Here is a 13,233-nt window from a genome sequence, read left to right as displayed (position 1 = left end):
TCGTAGGCTGGGTCGGTGACCGATCGCGACGCACACGCCACCGAAAATCCGCGCGCCGAACTCCCCGAGTTGACCGACCCGATCGTCATCGCCGGTTTCGAGGGGTGGAACGCTGGGCTTACACCACTGCCGCGATCGAACCGCAGCTTCGGAGGGGGGTTCGCGTGAGCGAGAAGCAGGACTTTCCGCAGCTGGAGAACCCCATCGTAATTTGTGGTTTCGAGGGGTGGAACGACGCGGGCGATGCCGCCAGTTCTGCGATCGAGCACCTGCAGCTCATCTGGGACGCCGAACCGCTGAGCGAGATCGACCCGGACCCGTACTACGACTTCCAGGTCACCCGCCCCACGGTCAAGCTGGTCGACGGCATCACCCGCCAGGTCACCTGGCCGACCACGCGGCTGTCGGTCTGCCGCCCGCCGGGCTGCGCGCACGACGTGGTGCTGGTGCACGGCATCGAACCGAACATGCGGTGGCGGGCCTTCTGCACCGAGCTCGTCGAGCAGATCGAGCGGATCGGCGCGCACACCGTGGTGACGCTGGGCGCGCTGCTCGCCGACGCCCCGCACACCCGGCCGGTGCCGGTCAGCGGCGCGGCCTACGACGCCGACTCGGCGGCCCGCTACGGCCTGGAGCGCTCCCGCTACGAGGGCCCGACGGGCATCGTCGGGATCTTCCAGGACGCCTGCGTGCAGGCCGGCATCCCGGCGATCTCGTTCTGGGCGGCGGTGCCGCACTACGTCTCGCAGCCGCCGTCGCCGAAGGCGACGCTGGCGCTGCTGCACCGCGTGGAGGACGCCCTCGACGTGGAGGTGCCGCTGGGCAACCTGCCCGAGCAGGCCGAGGAGTGGGAGCAGACGGTCAGCGAGATGGCCGAGGAGGACGAGGACGTCCGCAACTACGTCCGCGCCCTGGAGGAGCGCGGCGACGCCGAGGTCAAGCTGACCGAGACCAGCGGCGATGCGATCGCGGCGGAGTTCGAGCGCTACCTCCGCCGCCGCGGCCCGGGCGGCAAGGGCCCCCTCGGCCCCGGCCCGGGCTGACCCCCGCTGCGACCGCGGTCCCCCGCACCAGCTGTCCGACACGCCCGGGCGCGGGGGAACTGATGCGATTTCAATGGAAATCGGAGGTCTGATTTCCATTGAAATTGCATCCCGCCGTGGTGGGAGCGGGTGCCCGCGGTGTGGCGACAAATGGACTGGACCTTGACTCCCCGGAGTGGTCTAGTCCATTTTTGTGTGCTCCAGCTCACCCCATCCGGATCGGAGCAGCCATGTCACGGATCCGCACCGCGCTCGCCGCGCTGGCGGGGCTCGTCCTCGCCGCCGCGCCTGCCTCCGCCGCCACCGAACCCGCCGCCACCGAACCCGCCGCCACCGAACCCGCCGCCATCCCCGGCCACGCCCTGGTCGGCTACCTGCACGCCAGCTTCGCCAACGGCTCCGGCTACGTGCGCATGGCCGACGTGCCCGCCGAGTGGGACGTCATCGACCTCGCCTTCGCCGAGCCGACCTCGCCCACCTCCGGCCAGCTGGAGTTCACCCGCTGCCAGGCCGCCGAGTGCCCGAACGTGGAGAGCGACGAGGAGTTCCTCGCCGGGATCCGCGCCAAGCAGGCCGAGGGCAAGAAGGTGCTGCTGTCGGTCGGCGGCGCCAACGGCCAGGTGCGGCTGGAGACCGCCGCCGCGCGCGATGCGTTCGTCTCCTCGGCGGCGGCGATCATCGACCGCTGGGGCCTGGACGGCATCGACATCGACTTCGAGGGCCACTCGCTGGAACTCGCGCCCGGCGACACCGATCTGAAGAACCCGACCACCCCGGTGGTGGTCAACCTGATCAGCGCGCTGCGCACCCTCAACGACCGCTACGGCCCCGACTTCGTGCTGACCATGGCACCGGAGACGTTCTTCGTGCAGGTCGGCTACCAGCACTACGGCGGCGGCACCGGCGCCGACCCGCGCGCGGGCGCGTACCTGCCGGTGATCGACGCGCTGCGCGCGGACCTGGACCTGCTGCACGTGCAGAACTACAACTCCGGCCCGGTGATGGGCCTGGACGGCCAGTACCACACGATGGGCAACGCGGACTTCCACGTGGCGATGATCGACATGCTGCTGACCGGTTTCCCGCTGGCGGGCAACCCGGACAACACCTTCGCCCCGCTGGCGCCCGAGCAGGTCGCGATCGGCCTGCCCGCGGCCAACCCGGCGGGCAACGGCTTCACCCCGGTCCCGGAGGTCCACAAGGCGCTCGACTGCCTGCGCGCGGGAACCGGCTGCGGCCCCTACGAGCCGCACGGCACCTACCCGAAGCTGCGCGGCCTGATGGCCTGGTCGATCAACTGGGACGTCTACCACGAGAACGAGTTCGCCGAGGCCCACGACGCCTACGCGGCCCGATGAGTCGCGAGGGGCGCCTTTCGCCCGCGTGCTGGCAAAAGGCGCCCCTCGCCCTGGGCATCCGTTCCCCCGCAACCACTTCCGAGCGGCAGGCGGAGCGCCCTTCACCGAGCAGGGATCACCCGACGCGGCGGCGGGTGAGGAGGACGGCACCGGCTCCGATCAGCAGGCCGGCCGCGGCCGCGATGGCGATCGGAAGCCAGGGGACGGAGTTGTCGGTTCGGGCCGCGGCGTGGTAGTCGGGGACCGCGTCCGGGTCGCCGACCTGCCCCTTGCGGTCCACTGTGGAGCCTTCGGCCCAGCCGTTGCCGAGGTCGCAGTGCACTCGGTCGCGGGCCGAGATCGAGCCCTCCGGCAGGGACATGTCCAGGCTCTCGGCCTTCGCCGTCACGCCGGGCGGCGGCTCCACCGCCGGGCGGCGGATGCCGAACCGCTCCTTGGTGCGGGCTTCGACGTCGTTCACCAGGTATTCGGTGAGGTCGACGCCTTCCATGGCCCAGCCGTTGCTCCAGTCGGTCAGCAGCGCTCGCGCCCGCTGCGCGTCACCGGCCGCGTAGGCCTCGGCCGCTTTCCTCTCTGTTTCGCCGATCTCGGCCATGATCCGGGCCTCGAAGCCCTCCAGCGCCTGCGTGACGTCGGTGAGGAACACCTCGGGCCGGTCGCAGGTGTAGTACATGAGCCGTTTCGACAGGTACGTCGCCGAGCGCGTCGCCTCCTGGGCCGCGTACTCCGGGCTCAGGTAGTTCGCCGCCGCGCCGGAGGCCAGGTAGCGGTGCTGGCTGTACTCCGGCGGGACGGTCTCGGCGCCGATGTGGAAAGGGATGTAGGGCGCGGTGACGGCGGCCGTGTTCGCCACCCACAGGGTGGCCAGATCGGGGTGCGGCAGGTCGGGCTTCAGCTCGGCGACCTGGCCGTAGCCGGAGCGGTCGTCGGACCAGCGCGGATCGCGGACCATGCGCTGCATGTCCACCAGCGACACATCGCCCAGCTTCCACAGCTCCTCCTCCAGCGTCGGCGGGTGCCGCCACGGCGCCTCGTCGTCCGGGGACGACTTGCCGGGGTGGCCGGGGAACGGCGTGCCGTAGACCTGCTGGAGGTTGAAGGGCTTGCCGCTCGCCGGATCCCACCAGCCCTGCTCGACGGCGAAGTCGATCAGGTTCGGCGAGCCCGCGTAGTCCGGGTTGTCCTGGTAGTCCAGCGGGAAATCGCCGATGTAGCCGGGGTAGGACACCCGCACGTCGTCCGGTCCGAGCCGCTCGGCGGCCCACAGCCCCTTGCCGCCGGCGAACTCGATGAACACCCAGCCCTCGTCGGCGTCGGCGAACAGGTGCGAGTTGCCGCCGTAAGTGGTGTACCCGTGCTCGTCGATCAGCTCGCCGAGGATCTCGACGGCCTCGCGCGCGCTGTGCGCCCGCTCCATCGCGATGCGCGACAGGTCGCTGTAGTGGGGCCCGGTCTGGCCGGGCGGCGTCATCTCGACCAGCTCGGGCCGCGAGTCCGACCAGACGTCGCGCGCCGCCACCTGGAACTCGTTGAGGCCGCCGTTGGTCAGCGGCGCGGGGAAACCGGCGAACTCCGAGTAGTTGGAGGTGATGTACTTCGCGGTCTCCGGCACCTGCGGGATCTGCGTGAGCCGACCGGGCAGGTCCGCCTCCTCGGTGGCGCCCACGGTGATGGTCGAGCCCGGTTCGTGCTGCTGGCGCGGCACGATCTCCAGCCAGTGGCTGGACGGCTCGTGGCCGAACCCGCCGAGCAGCGTCGCGCCGTGCTCGGTGCGGTTCTTGCCGACGTAGAAGGCGATGCTCTTGTCCGGCATCGGGCGGGCCTGCTGGACCGGCGGCGCGACGGGCGGCGTCGCCACCGCGGCGGGCGCGGCGAGGACCACGACCGCCGCCGCCAGGCCGAGCGCAGTGCATCGATGTCGGAATCGGGACACGTGAGCCTCCTACGTTCCGGTGATCAACGCGTCCCTTCCTAACCCAATCGGGTGAGATAGTACAGGCCACCCGGCTCAATCACCGGCCGCCGAGCGCCCGACGATCAGCCCTCCGAACTGCGTTTTCGCGGCTCACGAACGGGGTTCCGCTGACCTCTCCGCGCCCGCTCAGCCGAAGCTGCGGAGGTACTCCTCGGCGCCTTCCGGGTCGAGCAACCAGGTCCGGAAGTCAGCCGGGTCGTCGAAGCCGTCGGCGAAGCGGTCGCGGATCTCCGGGTGCCGCGCCGCCGCGGCCACGATCCGCTGCACGTGCGGCTGAGCGGGTCGCAGCGAGGTGTTCGTCCACGTCACCACGTGCCGCGCGTGCTCCCAGAACCGGTCGAAGCTCTGCTGCATCCAGGCACGGTCGAACGCCTGCTCACCGCGCGCCACGATGCTGTCCGCATAGGACTCGGCGCACCGGCTCGCGACGTTGGCGCCCTGCCCGGTGATCGGGTCGTTGGCCACCACCGCATCGCCCATGCCCAGCACCACCGCGCCCGACGGGAGTTCGGCGACCGGCTTGCGCACCACCGGGGTCACACCACCGGTCAGGGTGGCGCGCTCGTCGGTCAGCTCGGCACCGGCGAACCGCGCGTGCTCCCACGGCAGGTGCTCGCGCATCAGCTCCAGCATCCGCGCCCACTGCTCGTCCGCGCCCGGGCGATCCGACCAGCAGTCCATCGGGCCGCCCGGAATCCCCTCGTACAGCAGGACATCGCACGCCCCGCCGAAGGTGTAGCCGGGGATGACGTAGATGTCGCCGACGCCGGGCATCGAACTCGCCCGGAGCAGGCCGGTGTCGGGCACGTCCGGCGACGGAGCGGCTCCGCGCACGTAAGCGACCGCCAACGCCCGCTGCGGCGCGGTGAACGGCGAGTGCTGCGCGTCGCGCTCGAAGATGCGGCCCAGCTCGCCCGCGCCCGTCGCCACCACCGCCAGGTCGTGGCGCTGAGCCAGCACGTCCAGCTCGGATGCGGTGATGCCGCGGTACTCGACGGCACCGCCGCGCTCGGCGAACAGCTCCAGCCAGCGGGCCATCTTCACCCGCTGGTCCACCGACTGCGCGGGCCGGGAGAACCGGCCCCGCCAGTCCAGCACCCGCCCCTCCCCCGCCTTCTCGACGACCTTGCGCAGACCGGTGATCGGCGGCGCTTCGGCGTCCCAGAAGTTCAGCCCGCGGGCCCGCTCACCGGCCAGCGCGGTGCCGAACATGGCCTGCGTGGACATCACCCGGCCACCGCGGATCTGCTCGGGCGTGCGCCCGGAGACCAAGGTCACCTCGTACTGCTCGGCCTGCAGACCGAGCGCCAGCTGCAACCCGGCCTGACCCGCTCCGACGATCAGGACCTTCCGCATTTCCCGCCTGCCCTCTCCCGCGCACCGATGCCGCGAGCGTGCCGGAGGGGCGCCGGAACCGACGCCCCTCCACCGGATTCAAGTCCGCCACCCGCACCGCCACGCAGAACGAGTTCGCCGGACAGCCTCTCAGAGCTCGACGCCGAGCAGGGCGTCGACGGCCGTGCGGATCAGCTGCGGCGCTTCGGCGTCGGAGCCGCCGGTCGTCAGCGCCTCCTCCGCCCACGCGTCGATCGCCCGCAGCGCCTGCTGGGTGTCGAGGTCGTCGGAGAGCCGGTCGCGCAGTTCGGCGACCGCGGCTTCGGCCGCCGGGCCCGACTCCAGGGCGACGGCCTGGCGCCAGCGAGCCAGCCGCGCCGCGCCCGCGGTCAGCGCGTCGGCCGTCCACGAGCGGTCGGTGCGGTAGTGGCCGTCCAGCAGCGCCAGCCGGATGGCCATCGGGTCCACCCGGTCGCCGCGCAGGCGGGAGACGAACACCAGGTTGCCCTTGGACTTGGACATCTTCTCGCCGTCCAGCCCGATCATCCCGGCGTGCACGTAGTGCTTGGCGAACGGGAACTCACCGGTCAGCGACTCGGCGTGCGCGGCGCTGAACTCGTGGTGCGGGAAGATCAGGTCCGAACCGCCGCCCTGCACGTCGAAGCCCAGGCCCAGCCGGTTGAGCGCGATGACCGAGCACTCCAGGTGCCAGCCCGGCCGGCCCGGCCCCAGCTCGGACTCCCACGACGGCTCGCCGTCGCGGGCGGCCCGCCACAGCAGCGCGTCCAGCGGGTGCTCCTTGCCCGCCCGGTCCGGGTCGCCGCCGCGCTCGGCGAAGAAGGCGCTCATGGTCTCGTCGTCGTAGTTCGACTCGTAGCCGAACTGGCCGCTGGCCCGGTGGCGGAAGTAGATGTCCGGGTGCTCGTCGTCGAGCCGGTAGGCCGCGCCGGAGGCCAGCAGCTTGCCGACCGCCTCGACGATCTCCGGGATGGACTCGACCGCGCCGACGAAGTCCGCGGGCGGCACCACCCGCAGCGCCTCCATGTCCTCGCGGAACAGCGCGGTCTCTCGCATCGCGAGCACCACCCAGTCCTCGTGGTCGCGCTCGGCGCGCTCCAGCAGCGGGTCGTCGATGTCGGTGACGTTCTGCACGTAGTGCACCTGGTGACCGTTGTCCAGCCACACCCGGTGGACCAGGTCGAACGCCAGGTAGGTGGCGGCGTGACCGAGGTGGGTGGCGTCGTACGGCGTGATGCCGCACACGTACATCCGCGCGACCGCACCGGGCTCGGTGGGCTTGACCTCACCTGCCGAGGTGTCGAAGAGGCGCAGCGGACGTGGCGTGCCCGGCACTCGAGGCACGGGAACCGATGACCAGGGTTGCATGCACTCGACCTTAAACGTCCGCCTCGGGTGGACGCCGCCATCCGGGGGATAGCCAGTATCACATCGTGGGAGCCGGGGCCGGTCCGAACGCCGCCAGGCCCGCGAGAACGCCCCGGCGAGAACAGCGGAATCGCCTGTTCCGGCAAGGCGAGATCCTTTGTAGTCACCACTCGGCCACAACGCCACTGAAGTGGGATCATTAGCCCTGAAAAAGGGGATATCCAAACGCACGATCATCACATCTCGCCTGGTCAGAGGCGTGACAGCCTCTTCTCCGCGAAGCGCCGATCTTCGCCCGATCTGCCGAACGCGGCTTTTCCCGGAACGAGATCGGCGAAAGGAGCGGAAGGCGAATCCGGGCATCGTGATCCGAATGCGCTGCCCGGCGGAGCGGTGGAGGCGATCGGTGACTTCGGTACGCGTGGAGCGGCTCCACAAGATCTTCGGGCCGCAGCCGGCGGAGCTGGTCCGCCGCATCGAGCGCGGCGCCGGCCCTGACGAGATCAAGGCGGCCGGTGGCACCGCGGCGGTGGTGGACGCGTCGTTCGAGGTGGCGGAGGGCGAGACGTTCGTCGTCATGGGCCTGTCCGGCTCCGGCAAGTCGACCCTGATCCGGATGCTCAACGGCCTGCTCACGCCGACCGCCGGCCGGGTGCTCGTCGACGGCGAGGACGTCACCGCGATGTCGCGCAAGGCGCTGCGCGCGATGCGCCAGGAGAAGATGAGCATGGTCTTCCAGCACTTCGCGCTCTTCCCGCACCGGACCGTGCTGGACAACGCCGGTTACGGGCTGCGGATCCGCGGCGCGGGCAAGGACGAACTCGTCGAGAAGGCCACCGAGGCGCTGAACCTGGTCGGTCTGGAGGGCTGGGGCGACCGCTACCCGCAGCAGCTCTCCGGCGGGATGCGCCAGCGCGTCGGGCTGGCGCGCGCCCTGGCGGCGCAGACCGACGTCCTGCTGATGGACGAGGCCTTCAGCGCGCTGGACCCGCTGATCAAGCGCGAGATGCAGGACCAGCTGCTCGACCTCAACGCCCAGCTGGGCAAGACGGTCATCTTCATCACCCACGACCTCGACGAGGCGATGCGGCTGGGCGACCGGATCGCGATGATGCGCGCCGGGCGGATCGTGCAGATCGGCACCGCCGAGGAGATCCTGCGCGAACCGGCCGACTCCTACGTCGCCGAGTTCGTCCACGACGTCGACCGCAGCCGCGTGCTCACCGCCGCAGCGCTGGCGGACCCGCAGGTCACCGCACCCGCGGACGCCGAACCCGTGGCCGCGGGCACGCCGCTGAGGGAGCTGTTCCTGCGGCTCGGCGCCCGCCCGGACCCGGTGCCGGTGGTCGACGGGCGGCAGCGCCTGCTCGGCGCGGTGACACCGGCCGCGATCTTCGAAGCGCTGAGCAGCGAGCCCGAGACGGCCGAGGAGGTCTCCGATGCGTGACGCACTCACCCAGTACGAGCTGCCGCGGATCCCGGTCGGCAGCTGGTTCGAGGCGGTGGTGGACTGGCTCAACGACAACATCGGCCCGGTCTTCGACTTCATCGACCTGGTGCTGCGCTCGGCGGTCGGCGGGCTGTCCCAGGCGCTGACCGCCCTGCCGCCGCCGGCCATGGTGCTGGTTTTCGCCGCGCTCGGGTGGTGGCTGCGCAGCTGGCGGTTCGGCCTGTTCAGCCTGATCGGGTTCGGGCTGGTCGCGAGCGTGCAGGAGTTCGAGTCGGCGATGCAGACCCTGTCGCTGGTGCTGGTGGCCACCGCCATCGCCATCGCGATCGGCATCCCGCTGGGCGTGCTGATGGCGCGCAGCGGCAAGGTCAGCGCGGTGCTGCGGCCGGTGCTGGACCTGATGCAGACCATGCCCGCCTTCGTCTACCTCGTCCCGGTGATCGTGTTCTTCAACATCGGCGAGGTGCCGGGCGTGGTGGCCACCGTGATCTTCGCGCTGCCACCGGGTGTGCGGCTCACCGAGCTGGGCATCCGGCAGGTGGACGCCGAGGTCGTCGAGGCGGGCGAGGCGTTCGGCTCGCCGCCGCGCAAGATCCTCACCGGCATCCAGCTGCCGCTGGCCATGCCGTCGATCATGGCCGGGGTCAACCAGGTGATCATGCTGGCGCTGTCGATGGTGGTCATCGCGGGCATGGTCGGCGCGCCCGGCCTCGGCTCGAACATCTACGAGGCGGTCACCAGGGTCCAGCTCGCCCAGGGCTTCGAGGCCGGACTGGCGGTGGTGATCCTGGCGGTCTACCTGGACCGGATCACCGCCGTGCTCTCGGACCGCTCGCCGGTCGCGCGGGCGGAGCGCAAAGCGGCCAGGACCGGCTGAGCCCGGTCCGCCAGCCGCCGCGGAAAGGCAGGTAGCAATGTTGTCCAGCAGGAGATCGCGGAGATTCGCCGCACTGCTCGCCGCACTGGCCGCGCTGGTCCTGGTCGCCGCCGGGTGCGGCGGCCGCGAGGCGCCGACCGGGCAGGAGTCGAAGACGATCAACATCGGCTACATCGCCTGGGACGAGGACATCGCGGTCACCTACCTCTACAAGGAGCTCCTGGAGCGCAAGGGCTACGCCGTCAACGCCACCGAGCTGGAGGTCGGCCCGATCTACGCCGGGCTCGCCCAGGGCAACCCGGACCTCTTCCTGGACGCCTGGCTGCCGCAGACCCACGCCGACTACTGGAAGCAGTACGGCCCGCAGCTGGAGGACCTCGGCGTCTGGTACGACCAGGGCACGCTGAACATCGCGGTGCCCCAGTACCTGACCGCCGTCAACTCGATCGAGGACCTCAAGGGCCGGGGCGCGGAGTTCGGCGGCGTGATCACCGGCATCGACCCGGGCGCCGGGCTGAGCCGCACCACCAAGGACAGCGCGATCCCGGCCTACGGCCTCGGTGGCGAGTACACCCTGCAGACCTCCTCGACCACGGCGATGCTCGCTTCGCTGGACAAGGCGACCAAGGAGCAGAAGCCGATCGTGGTCACCCTCTGGCACCCGCACTGGGCCTACGCCCGCTACCCGCTCAAGGACCTGCAGGACCCGAGGGGCGCGATGGGCCAGGCCGAGCAGCTGCACGCCGTCGGCCGCGCCGGCTTCGCCCAGGACTTCCCCGAGGTCACCGAGATGATCAAGAAGTTCAGGCTGACCGACGACCAGCTGGCCTCCCTGGAGAACGAGATCAACAGCGCCCAGAAGGGCCACGAGCAGCAGGCGGCCAAGAAGTGGGCCGACGCCCACCCGGAGGTGATCAACACCTTCGCCGGTCCGTGACCGGGTGAGAACGGCCGTGAGTGCTTCGGGGCGCCCCGAAGCACTCACGGCCTCCGCGCCTAGGCCGGGTTGCGGATGCCGTCGATCAGGCGGGTCCAGTTGTCCCCGCCCTTGCCCGCGGCGATGGCCCGGTCGTAGTGCGCCTTGATCGCGCGGGGCAGGTCCAGGTCGACGCCCGCTTCCTCGCTGGCCGCCAGGACGTGGTCGGCGGTCGCGCCCATCATCGTGACCGTGCTCAGGTCGCCGGGGTGGTTGTCGGAGTCGACCTGCTCAGCGGCTTGCGGCAGGAAATGGATCACGAGCTGGAGCACCTGCGCCGCCCACGGTGCGAAGTCCTTCGCGGGAACCCCGGCCGAGCCGAGCAGCGCCGAACCGTGCAGGAAGGCCGACAGCGCGGTCAGGAAGACGTCCAGGTTGGCCTGGTAGAACAGCTGCGCCAGGCCGGGGTCGGTACCCATGTGGTGGGCTTTCCCGATGATTCCCAGCGTCTTCTCGTGCGCGTCGAAGAGGTCCTTCGGCCCGCTGTAGTAGACGTAGGACGCCTCGGTGCCGATCATCGGCGCGGGCACCATGACGCCGCCGGTCAGGAACCGGGCACCGCGCTGCTCGGCCCACTTCGCCGCTTCGCGGGTCACCTCCGGGCTGTCCGAGCTGAGGTTGACGACGACCTTGCCGGTCAGATCCTCGACCCGGCCCAGGATGTCGTACATCGCCGCGTAGTCCGTCAAGCTGAGGACGACCAGGTCGGCGGCGCGGACCGCCTCGGCCGGAGTGGCTGCGCGGACAGCACCGCGCGCGACCACGTCGTCGGCCCGGCTCGCGGTCCGGTTCCACACCGTCACCGGGTGCCCGGCGTCCAGCAGGGCGTGGACCATCGACCTGCCCATCGGTCCGAGTCCGATCAGGGTGACAGGCTGCTTCATGTCGTTCTCCAAGGGATTTCGTTCGGATGTCACCGCGGGTCGCGGATGACGTCGATGAGTGCGGTCCAGCTCTCGCCGCCCCGGCCGGCGGCGATGGCGCGGTCGTAGTGCGCCTTGATCGCCTTCGGCAGTTCGGCGTCGATGCCCACCGCTCGACTGGCTTCCAGGAGGTGGTCGGCGCTGGCGGCCATCATCCGGGCGGTGCCCAGGTCTCCGGGGTGCTCGCCGCCGTCGATCTGCGCCGCGGCCGCCGGGAGCACCAGCGGGTTGGTGGTGAGGTTGTCCACCGCCCAGGGCAGGAACTCCTGGGCGGACACGCCTGCCGAGCCGACCAGCGCGGTGGCGTGCAGGTACGCCGCCAGGCTGACCAGGAACAGGTCGATGTGCGCCAGGTAGTACAGCTGGGCCAGTCCGTGGTCGGCGCCCACGTGGTGCGGCTCGCCGATCAGCCGCAGCGTCTGCTCGTGGGCTTCCAGGAGTTCCGCCGGGCCGCTGTAGAACACCTTGGCCGGTTCCGCGCCGACGAGCTCGGCGGAGGCCAGCACGCCGCCGGTGAGGAACTTCCCGCCGCGCTGCTCGATCCAGCGCGCCGCCTCGCGGGACACGTCCGGGGTGTCCGAGCTGAGGTTGACGACCACCTTGCCGGTCAGATCCGGCACCGGGCCGAGGATCTCGTACATCGCCGCGTAGTCGGTCAGGCTCAGCAGCACCAGCTCGCCGGCCGCCACCGCTTCCGCCGGGGTGGCGGCTCGGACGGCACCGCGCGCGACCACGTCATCGGCCCGGCTCGCGGTCCGGTTCCACACCGTCACGGGATGACCGGCGTCGAGCAGGACGTTGACCATGGCCTGACCCATCGGCCCCAGGCCGATCAGGACGACAGGCTGTTTCACGTTGTTCTCCAGTACTTTTCAGCGCTTGAGCAGTTCGATGACGCCGACGAGGTCTTCGTGGCCGTGGCCGTCGGCCACCCGGCGCTGCATCAGCTGGTACACCGGCAGCAGCAGTTCGGCGCTGATGCCCTGCTCCTCCGCCGCGATGAAGTGGTTGGCGAACCCGGCGGCCTGCATGCCGAGGTTGGAGACGACGTCCTTGCCGTAGTCACCGGCGTCGATCTGCTCGGCCGCCGCGAGGGGCCAGGTGACCACGCCCTGCAACCACTTGCTCAGCAGCGGGGCGAACTCCCGCGTCGAACCACCGGTCGAGCGGACCAGGGAGAGCGCGTGCAGCGAACCCGCGATCACCCCGTACATACCGGCGAGCAGAGCGAGGTCCTGCAGCGCCGCAGCACCCGCGTCGTCACCGAGGTAACGGCTTTCGCCGAAGGCGTCGAGCACCGGCTGCCAGGTCTCGAAGGTTCCGCTCGGGCCGCTGTAGAGCACGAACGCCTCGGGCGTCGCGATCATCGGCGGGACGGCCATGATGCCGCCATCGAGGTAGTCGGCACCGTGATCGGCCGCCCAGGTGGCCATCTCGCGGGCCTGACCGGGAGTGCCGTTGGTCAGGTTGACCAGCGTGCGCCCGGCCAGCACATCGGTGTGCGGGCCGAGCACCTGGCTCACCGAGTCGTAGTCGAGCAGGCAGACCACGACCAGCTGGCTGGCCACGATCGCATCGGCGGCGGACTCCGCACGAGATGCTCCCTTGGCCACCAACCGCTCGGCCTTCGCCGCCGTGCGGTTCCACACCGTCACGCGGTGGCCCGCCGCGAGCAGTGCCTCCGCCAGCGCCGTTCCCATGTCGCCGAGACCGACGACGCTCACCGTCCTGCCGTTCATCCCAGTTCCTTTCGTCCAGAGCGTCCGAGGTGGCCGGCGGGCGGATTTCCACCGGCCACCTCGTCCTTTCCGGCCGGGTTCGAGCTCCACCGCGCACCGCTGCGCCCGATCCAGGAGTCCACAGAGGACTCCGGCTACCAGAACGGTGGAGCCGACCGGCCGGAGATCCCG

The 13,233-nt window shown here is 70.8% G+C and carries 12 protein-coding genes; 6 read left to right on the top strand and 6 right to left on the bottom strand.

Annotation, left to right across the window (positions count from 1 at the left end; all coding sequences use genetic code 11):
* Positions 1-15 precede the first annotated feature (15 nt).
* The 3 genes from ATL45_RS39370 (at position 16) to ATL45_RS25335 (ending at position 2,401) form a co-directional block, all read left to right on the top strand.
* Entirely contained in the window at positions 16-168 is a 153-nt protein-coding gene (locus tag ATL45_RS39370) for a hypothetical protein (protein WP_177242019.1), read from the top strand.
* Positions 165-1,043 (top strand): PAC2 family protein, encoded by an 879-nt coding sequence (locus tag ATL45_RS25340; protein WP_093155562.1) that lies wholly within the window; start codon positions 165-167, stop codon positions 1,041-1,043. Before ATL45_RS39370 ends, ATL45_RS25340 begins: the two co-directional genes overlap by 4 nt.
* 230 nt (positions 1,044-1,273) lie before the next feature.
* The gene (locus ATL45_RS25335; RefSeq protein ID WP_093155561.1) at positions 1,274-2,401 is read left to right on the top strand and encodes a chitinase; all 1,128 of its coding nucleotides are present in this window, start codon (positions 1,274-1,276) and stop codon (positions 2,399-2,401) included.
* Positions 2,402-2,516: 115 nt separating this feature from the next.
* Here ATL45_RS25335 and ATL45_RS25330 read toward each other — a convergent pair whose 3' ends face one another.
* The 3 genes from ATL45_RS25330 to mshC all read right to left on the bottom strand — a co-directional run bounded on the left by ATL45_RS25330 (position 2,517) and on the right by mshC (position 7,097).
* Positions 2,517-4,334, bottom strand: a complete 1,818-nt coding sequence (locus ATL45_RS25330) for a C69 family dipeptidase (protein ID WP_246025535.1) — start codon at positions 4,332-4,334, stop codon at positions 2,517-2,519.
* A gap of 168 nt (positions 4,335-4,502) precedes the next feature.
* Positions 4,503-5,732, bottom strand: coding sequence for a styrene monooxygenase/indole monooxygenase family protein (locus ATL45_RS25325; protein WP_093155559.1), 1,230 nt, complete (start codon positions 5,730-5,732; stop codon positions 4,503-4,505).
* Between the two features lie 129 nt (positions 5,733-5,861).
* The gene (gene mshC, locus ATL45_RS25320) at positions 5,862-7,097 is read right to left on the bottom strand and encodes a cysteine--1-D-myo-inosityl 2-amino-2-deoxy-alpha-D-glucopyranoside ligase (protein ID WP_093155558.1); all 1,236 of its coding nucleotides are present in this window, start codon (positions 7,095-7,097) and stop codon (positions 5,862-5,864) included.
* Positions 7,098-7,503: 406 nt separating this feature from the next.
* Here mshC and ATL45_RS25315 point away from each other — a divergent pair, with 406 nt between their 5' ends.
* The 3 genes from ATL45_RS25315 to ATL45_RS25305 are packed head-to-tail and all read left to right on the top strand — an operon-like array spanning position 7,504 to position 10,361.
* Complete coding sequence (locus ATL45_RS25315) at positions 7,504-8,544, top strand: quaternary amine ABC transporter ATP-binding protein (RefSeq protein ID WP_439332465.1); 1,041 nt, start codon at positions 7,504-7,506, stop codon at positions 8,542-8,544.
* Positions 8,537-9,424, top strand: coding sequence for an ABC transporter permease (locus tag ATL45_RS25310; RefSeq protein ID WP_093155555.1), 888 nt, complete (start codon positions 8,537-8,539; stop codon positions 9,422-9,424). The genes ATL45_RS25315 and ATL45_RS25310 overlap by 8 nt, the downstream gene beginning before the upstream one ends.
* Before the next feature lie 37 nt (positions 9,425-9,461).
* Entirely contained in the window at positions 9,462-10,361 is a 900-nt protein-coding gene (locus ATL45_RS25305) for a glycine betaine ABC transporter substrate-binding protein (protein WP_093155553.1), read from the top strand.
* A 59-nt stretch (positions 10,362-10,420) separates the two neighbouring features.
* On the opposite strand, the gene ATL45_RS25300 is transcribed toward ATL45_RS25305, so the two are convergent.
* Genes ATL45_RS25300 through ATL45_RS25290 form a run of 3 tightly spaced genes read right to left on the bottom strand, consistent with a single transcriptional unit; the run spans position 10,421 to position 13,152 of the window.
* The gene (locus ATL45_RS25300; protein ID WP_093155718.1) at positions 10,421-11,284 is read right to left on the bottom strand and encodes an NAD(P)-dependent oxidoreductase; all 864 of its coding nucleotides are present in this window, start codon (positions 11,282-11,284) and stop codon (positions 10,421-10,423) included.
* A 29-nt stretch (positions 11,285-11,313) separates the two neighbouring features.
* Positions 11,314-12,177: an NAD(P)-dependent oxidoreductase gene (locus ATL45_RS25295; protein WP_211841284.1), complete on the bottom strand. Its 864-nt coding sequence runs from the start codon at positions 12,175-12,177 to the stop codon at positions 11,314-11,316.
* An 18-nt stretch (positions 12,178-12,195) separates the two neighbouring features.
* Positions 12,196-13,152 (bottom strand): NAD(P)-dependent oxidoreductase, encoded by a 957-nt coding sequence (locus ATL45_RS25290; RefSeq protein ID WP_093155551.1) that lies wholly within the window; start codon positions 13,150-13,152, stop codon positions 12,196-12,198.
* Between the last annotated feature and the right edge of the window lie 81 nt (positions 13,153-13,233).

It is taken from the genome of Saccharopolyspora antimicrobica (assembly GCF_003635025.1).
GTDB classification, from domain to species: domain Bacteria; phylum Actinomycetota; class Actinomycetes; order Mycobacteriales; family Pseudonocardiaceae; genus Saccharopolyspora; species Saccharopolyspora antimicrobica.
This window is presented reverse-complemented; position numbering and strand designations above follow the sequence as displayed.

Excerpts from the sequence above, each read along its gene's own strand:
- ATL45_RS25310 (WP_093155555.1), top strand. The coding sequence starts at position 8,537 with ATGCGTGACGCACTCACCCAGTACGAGCTGCCGCGGATCCCGGTCGGC.
- mshC (WP_093155558.1), bottom strand. The coding sequence starts at position 7,097 with ATGCAACCCTGGTCATCGGTTCCCGTGCCTCGAGTGCCGGGCACGCCA.
- ATL45_RS25305 (WP_093155553.1), top strand. The coding sequence starts at position 9,462 with ATGTTGTCCAGCAGGAGATCGCGGAGATTCGCCGCACTGCTCGCCGCA.
- ATL45_RS25300 (WP_093155718.1), bottom strand. The coding sequence starts at position 11,284 with ATGAAGCAGCCTGTCACCCTGATCGGACTCGGACCGATGGGCAGGTCG.
- ATL45_RS25325 (WP_093155559.1), bottom strand. The coding sequence starts at position 5,732 with ATGCGGAAGGTCCTGATCGTCGGAGCGGGTCAGGCCGGGTTGCAGCTG.
- ATL45_RS25335 (WP_093155561.1), top strand. The coding sequence starts at position 1,274 with ATGTCACGGATCCGCACCGCGCTCGCCGCGCTGGCGGGGCTCGTCCTC.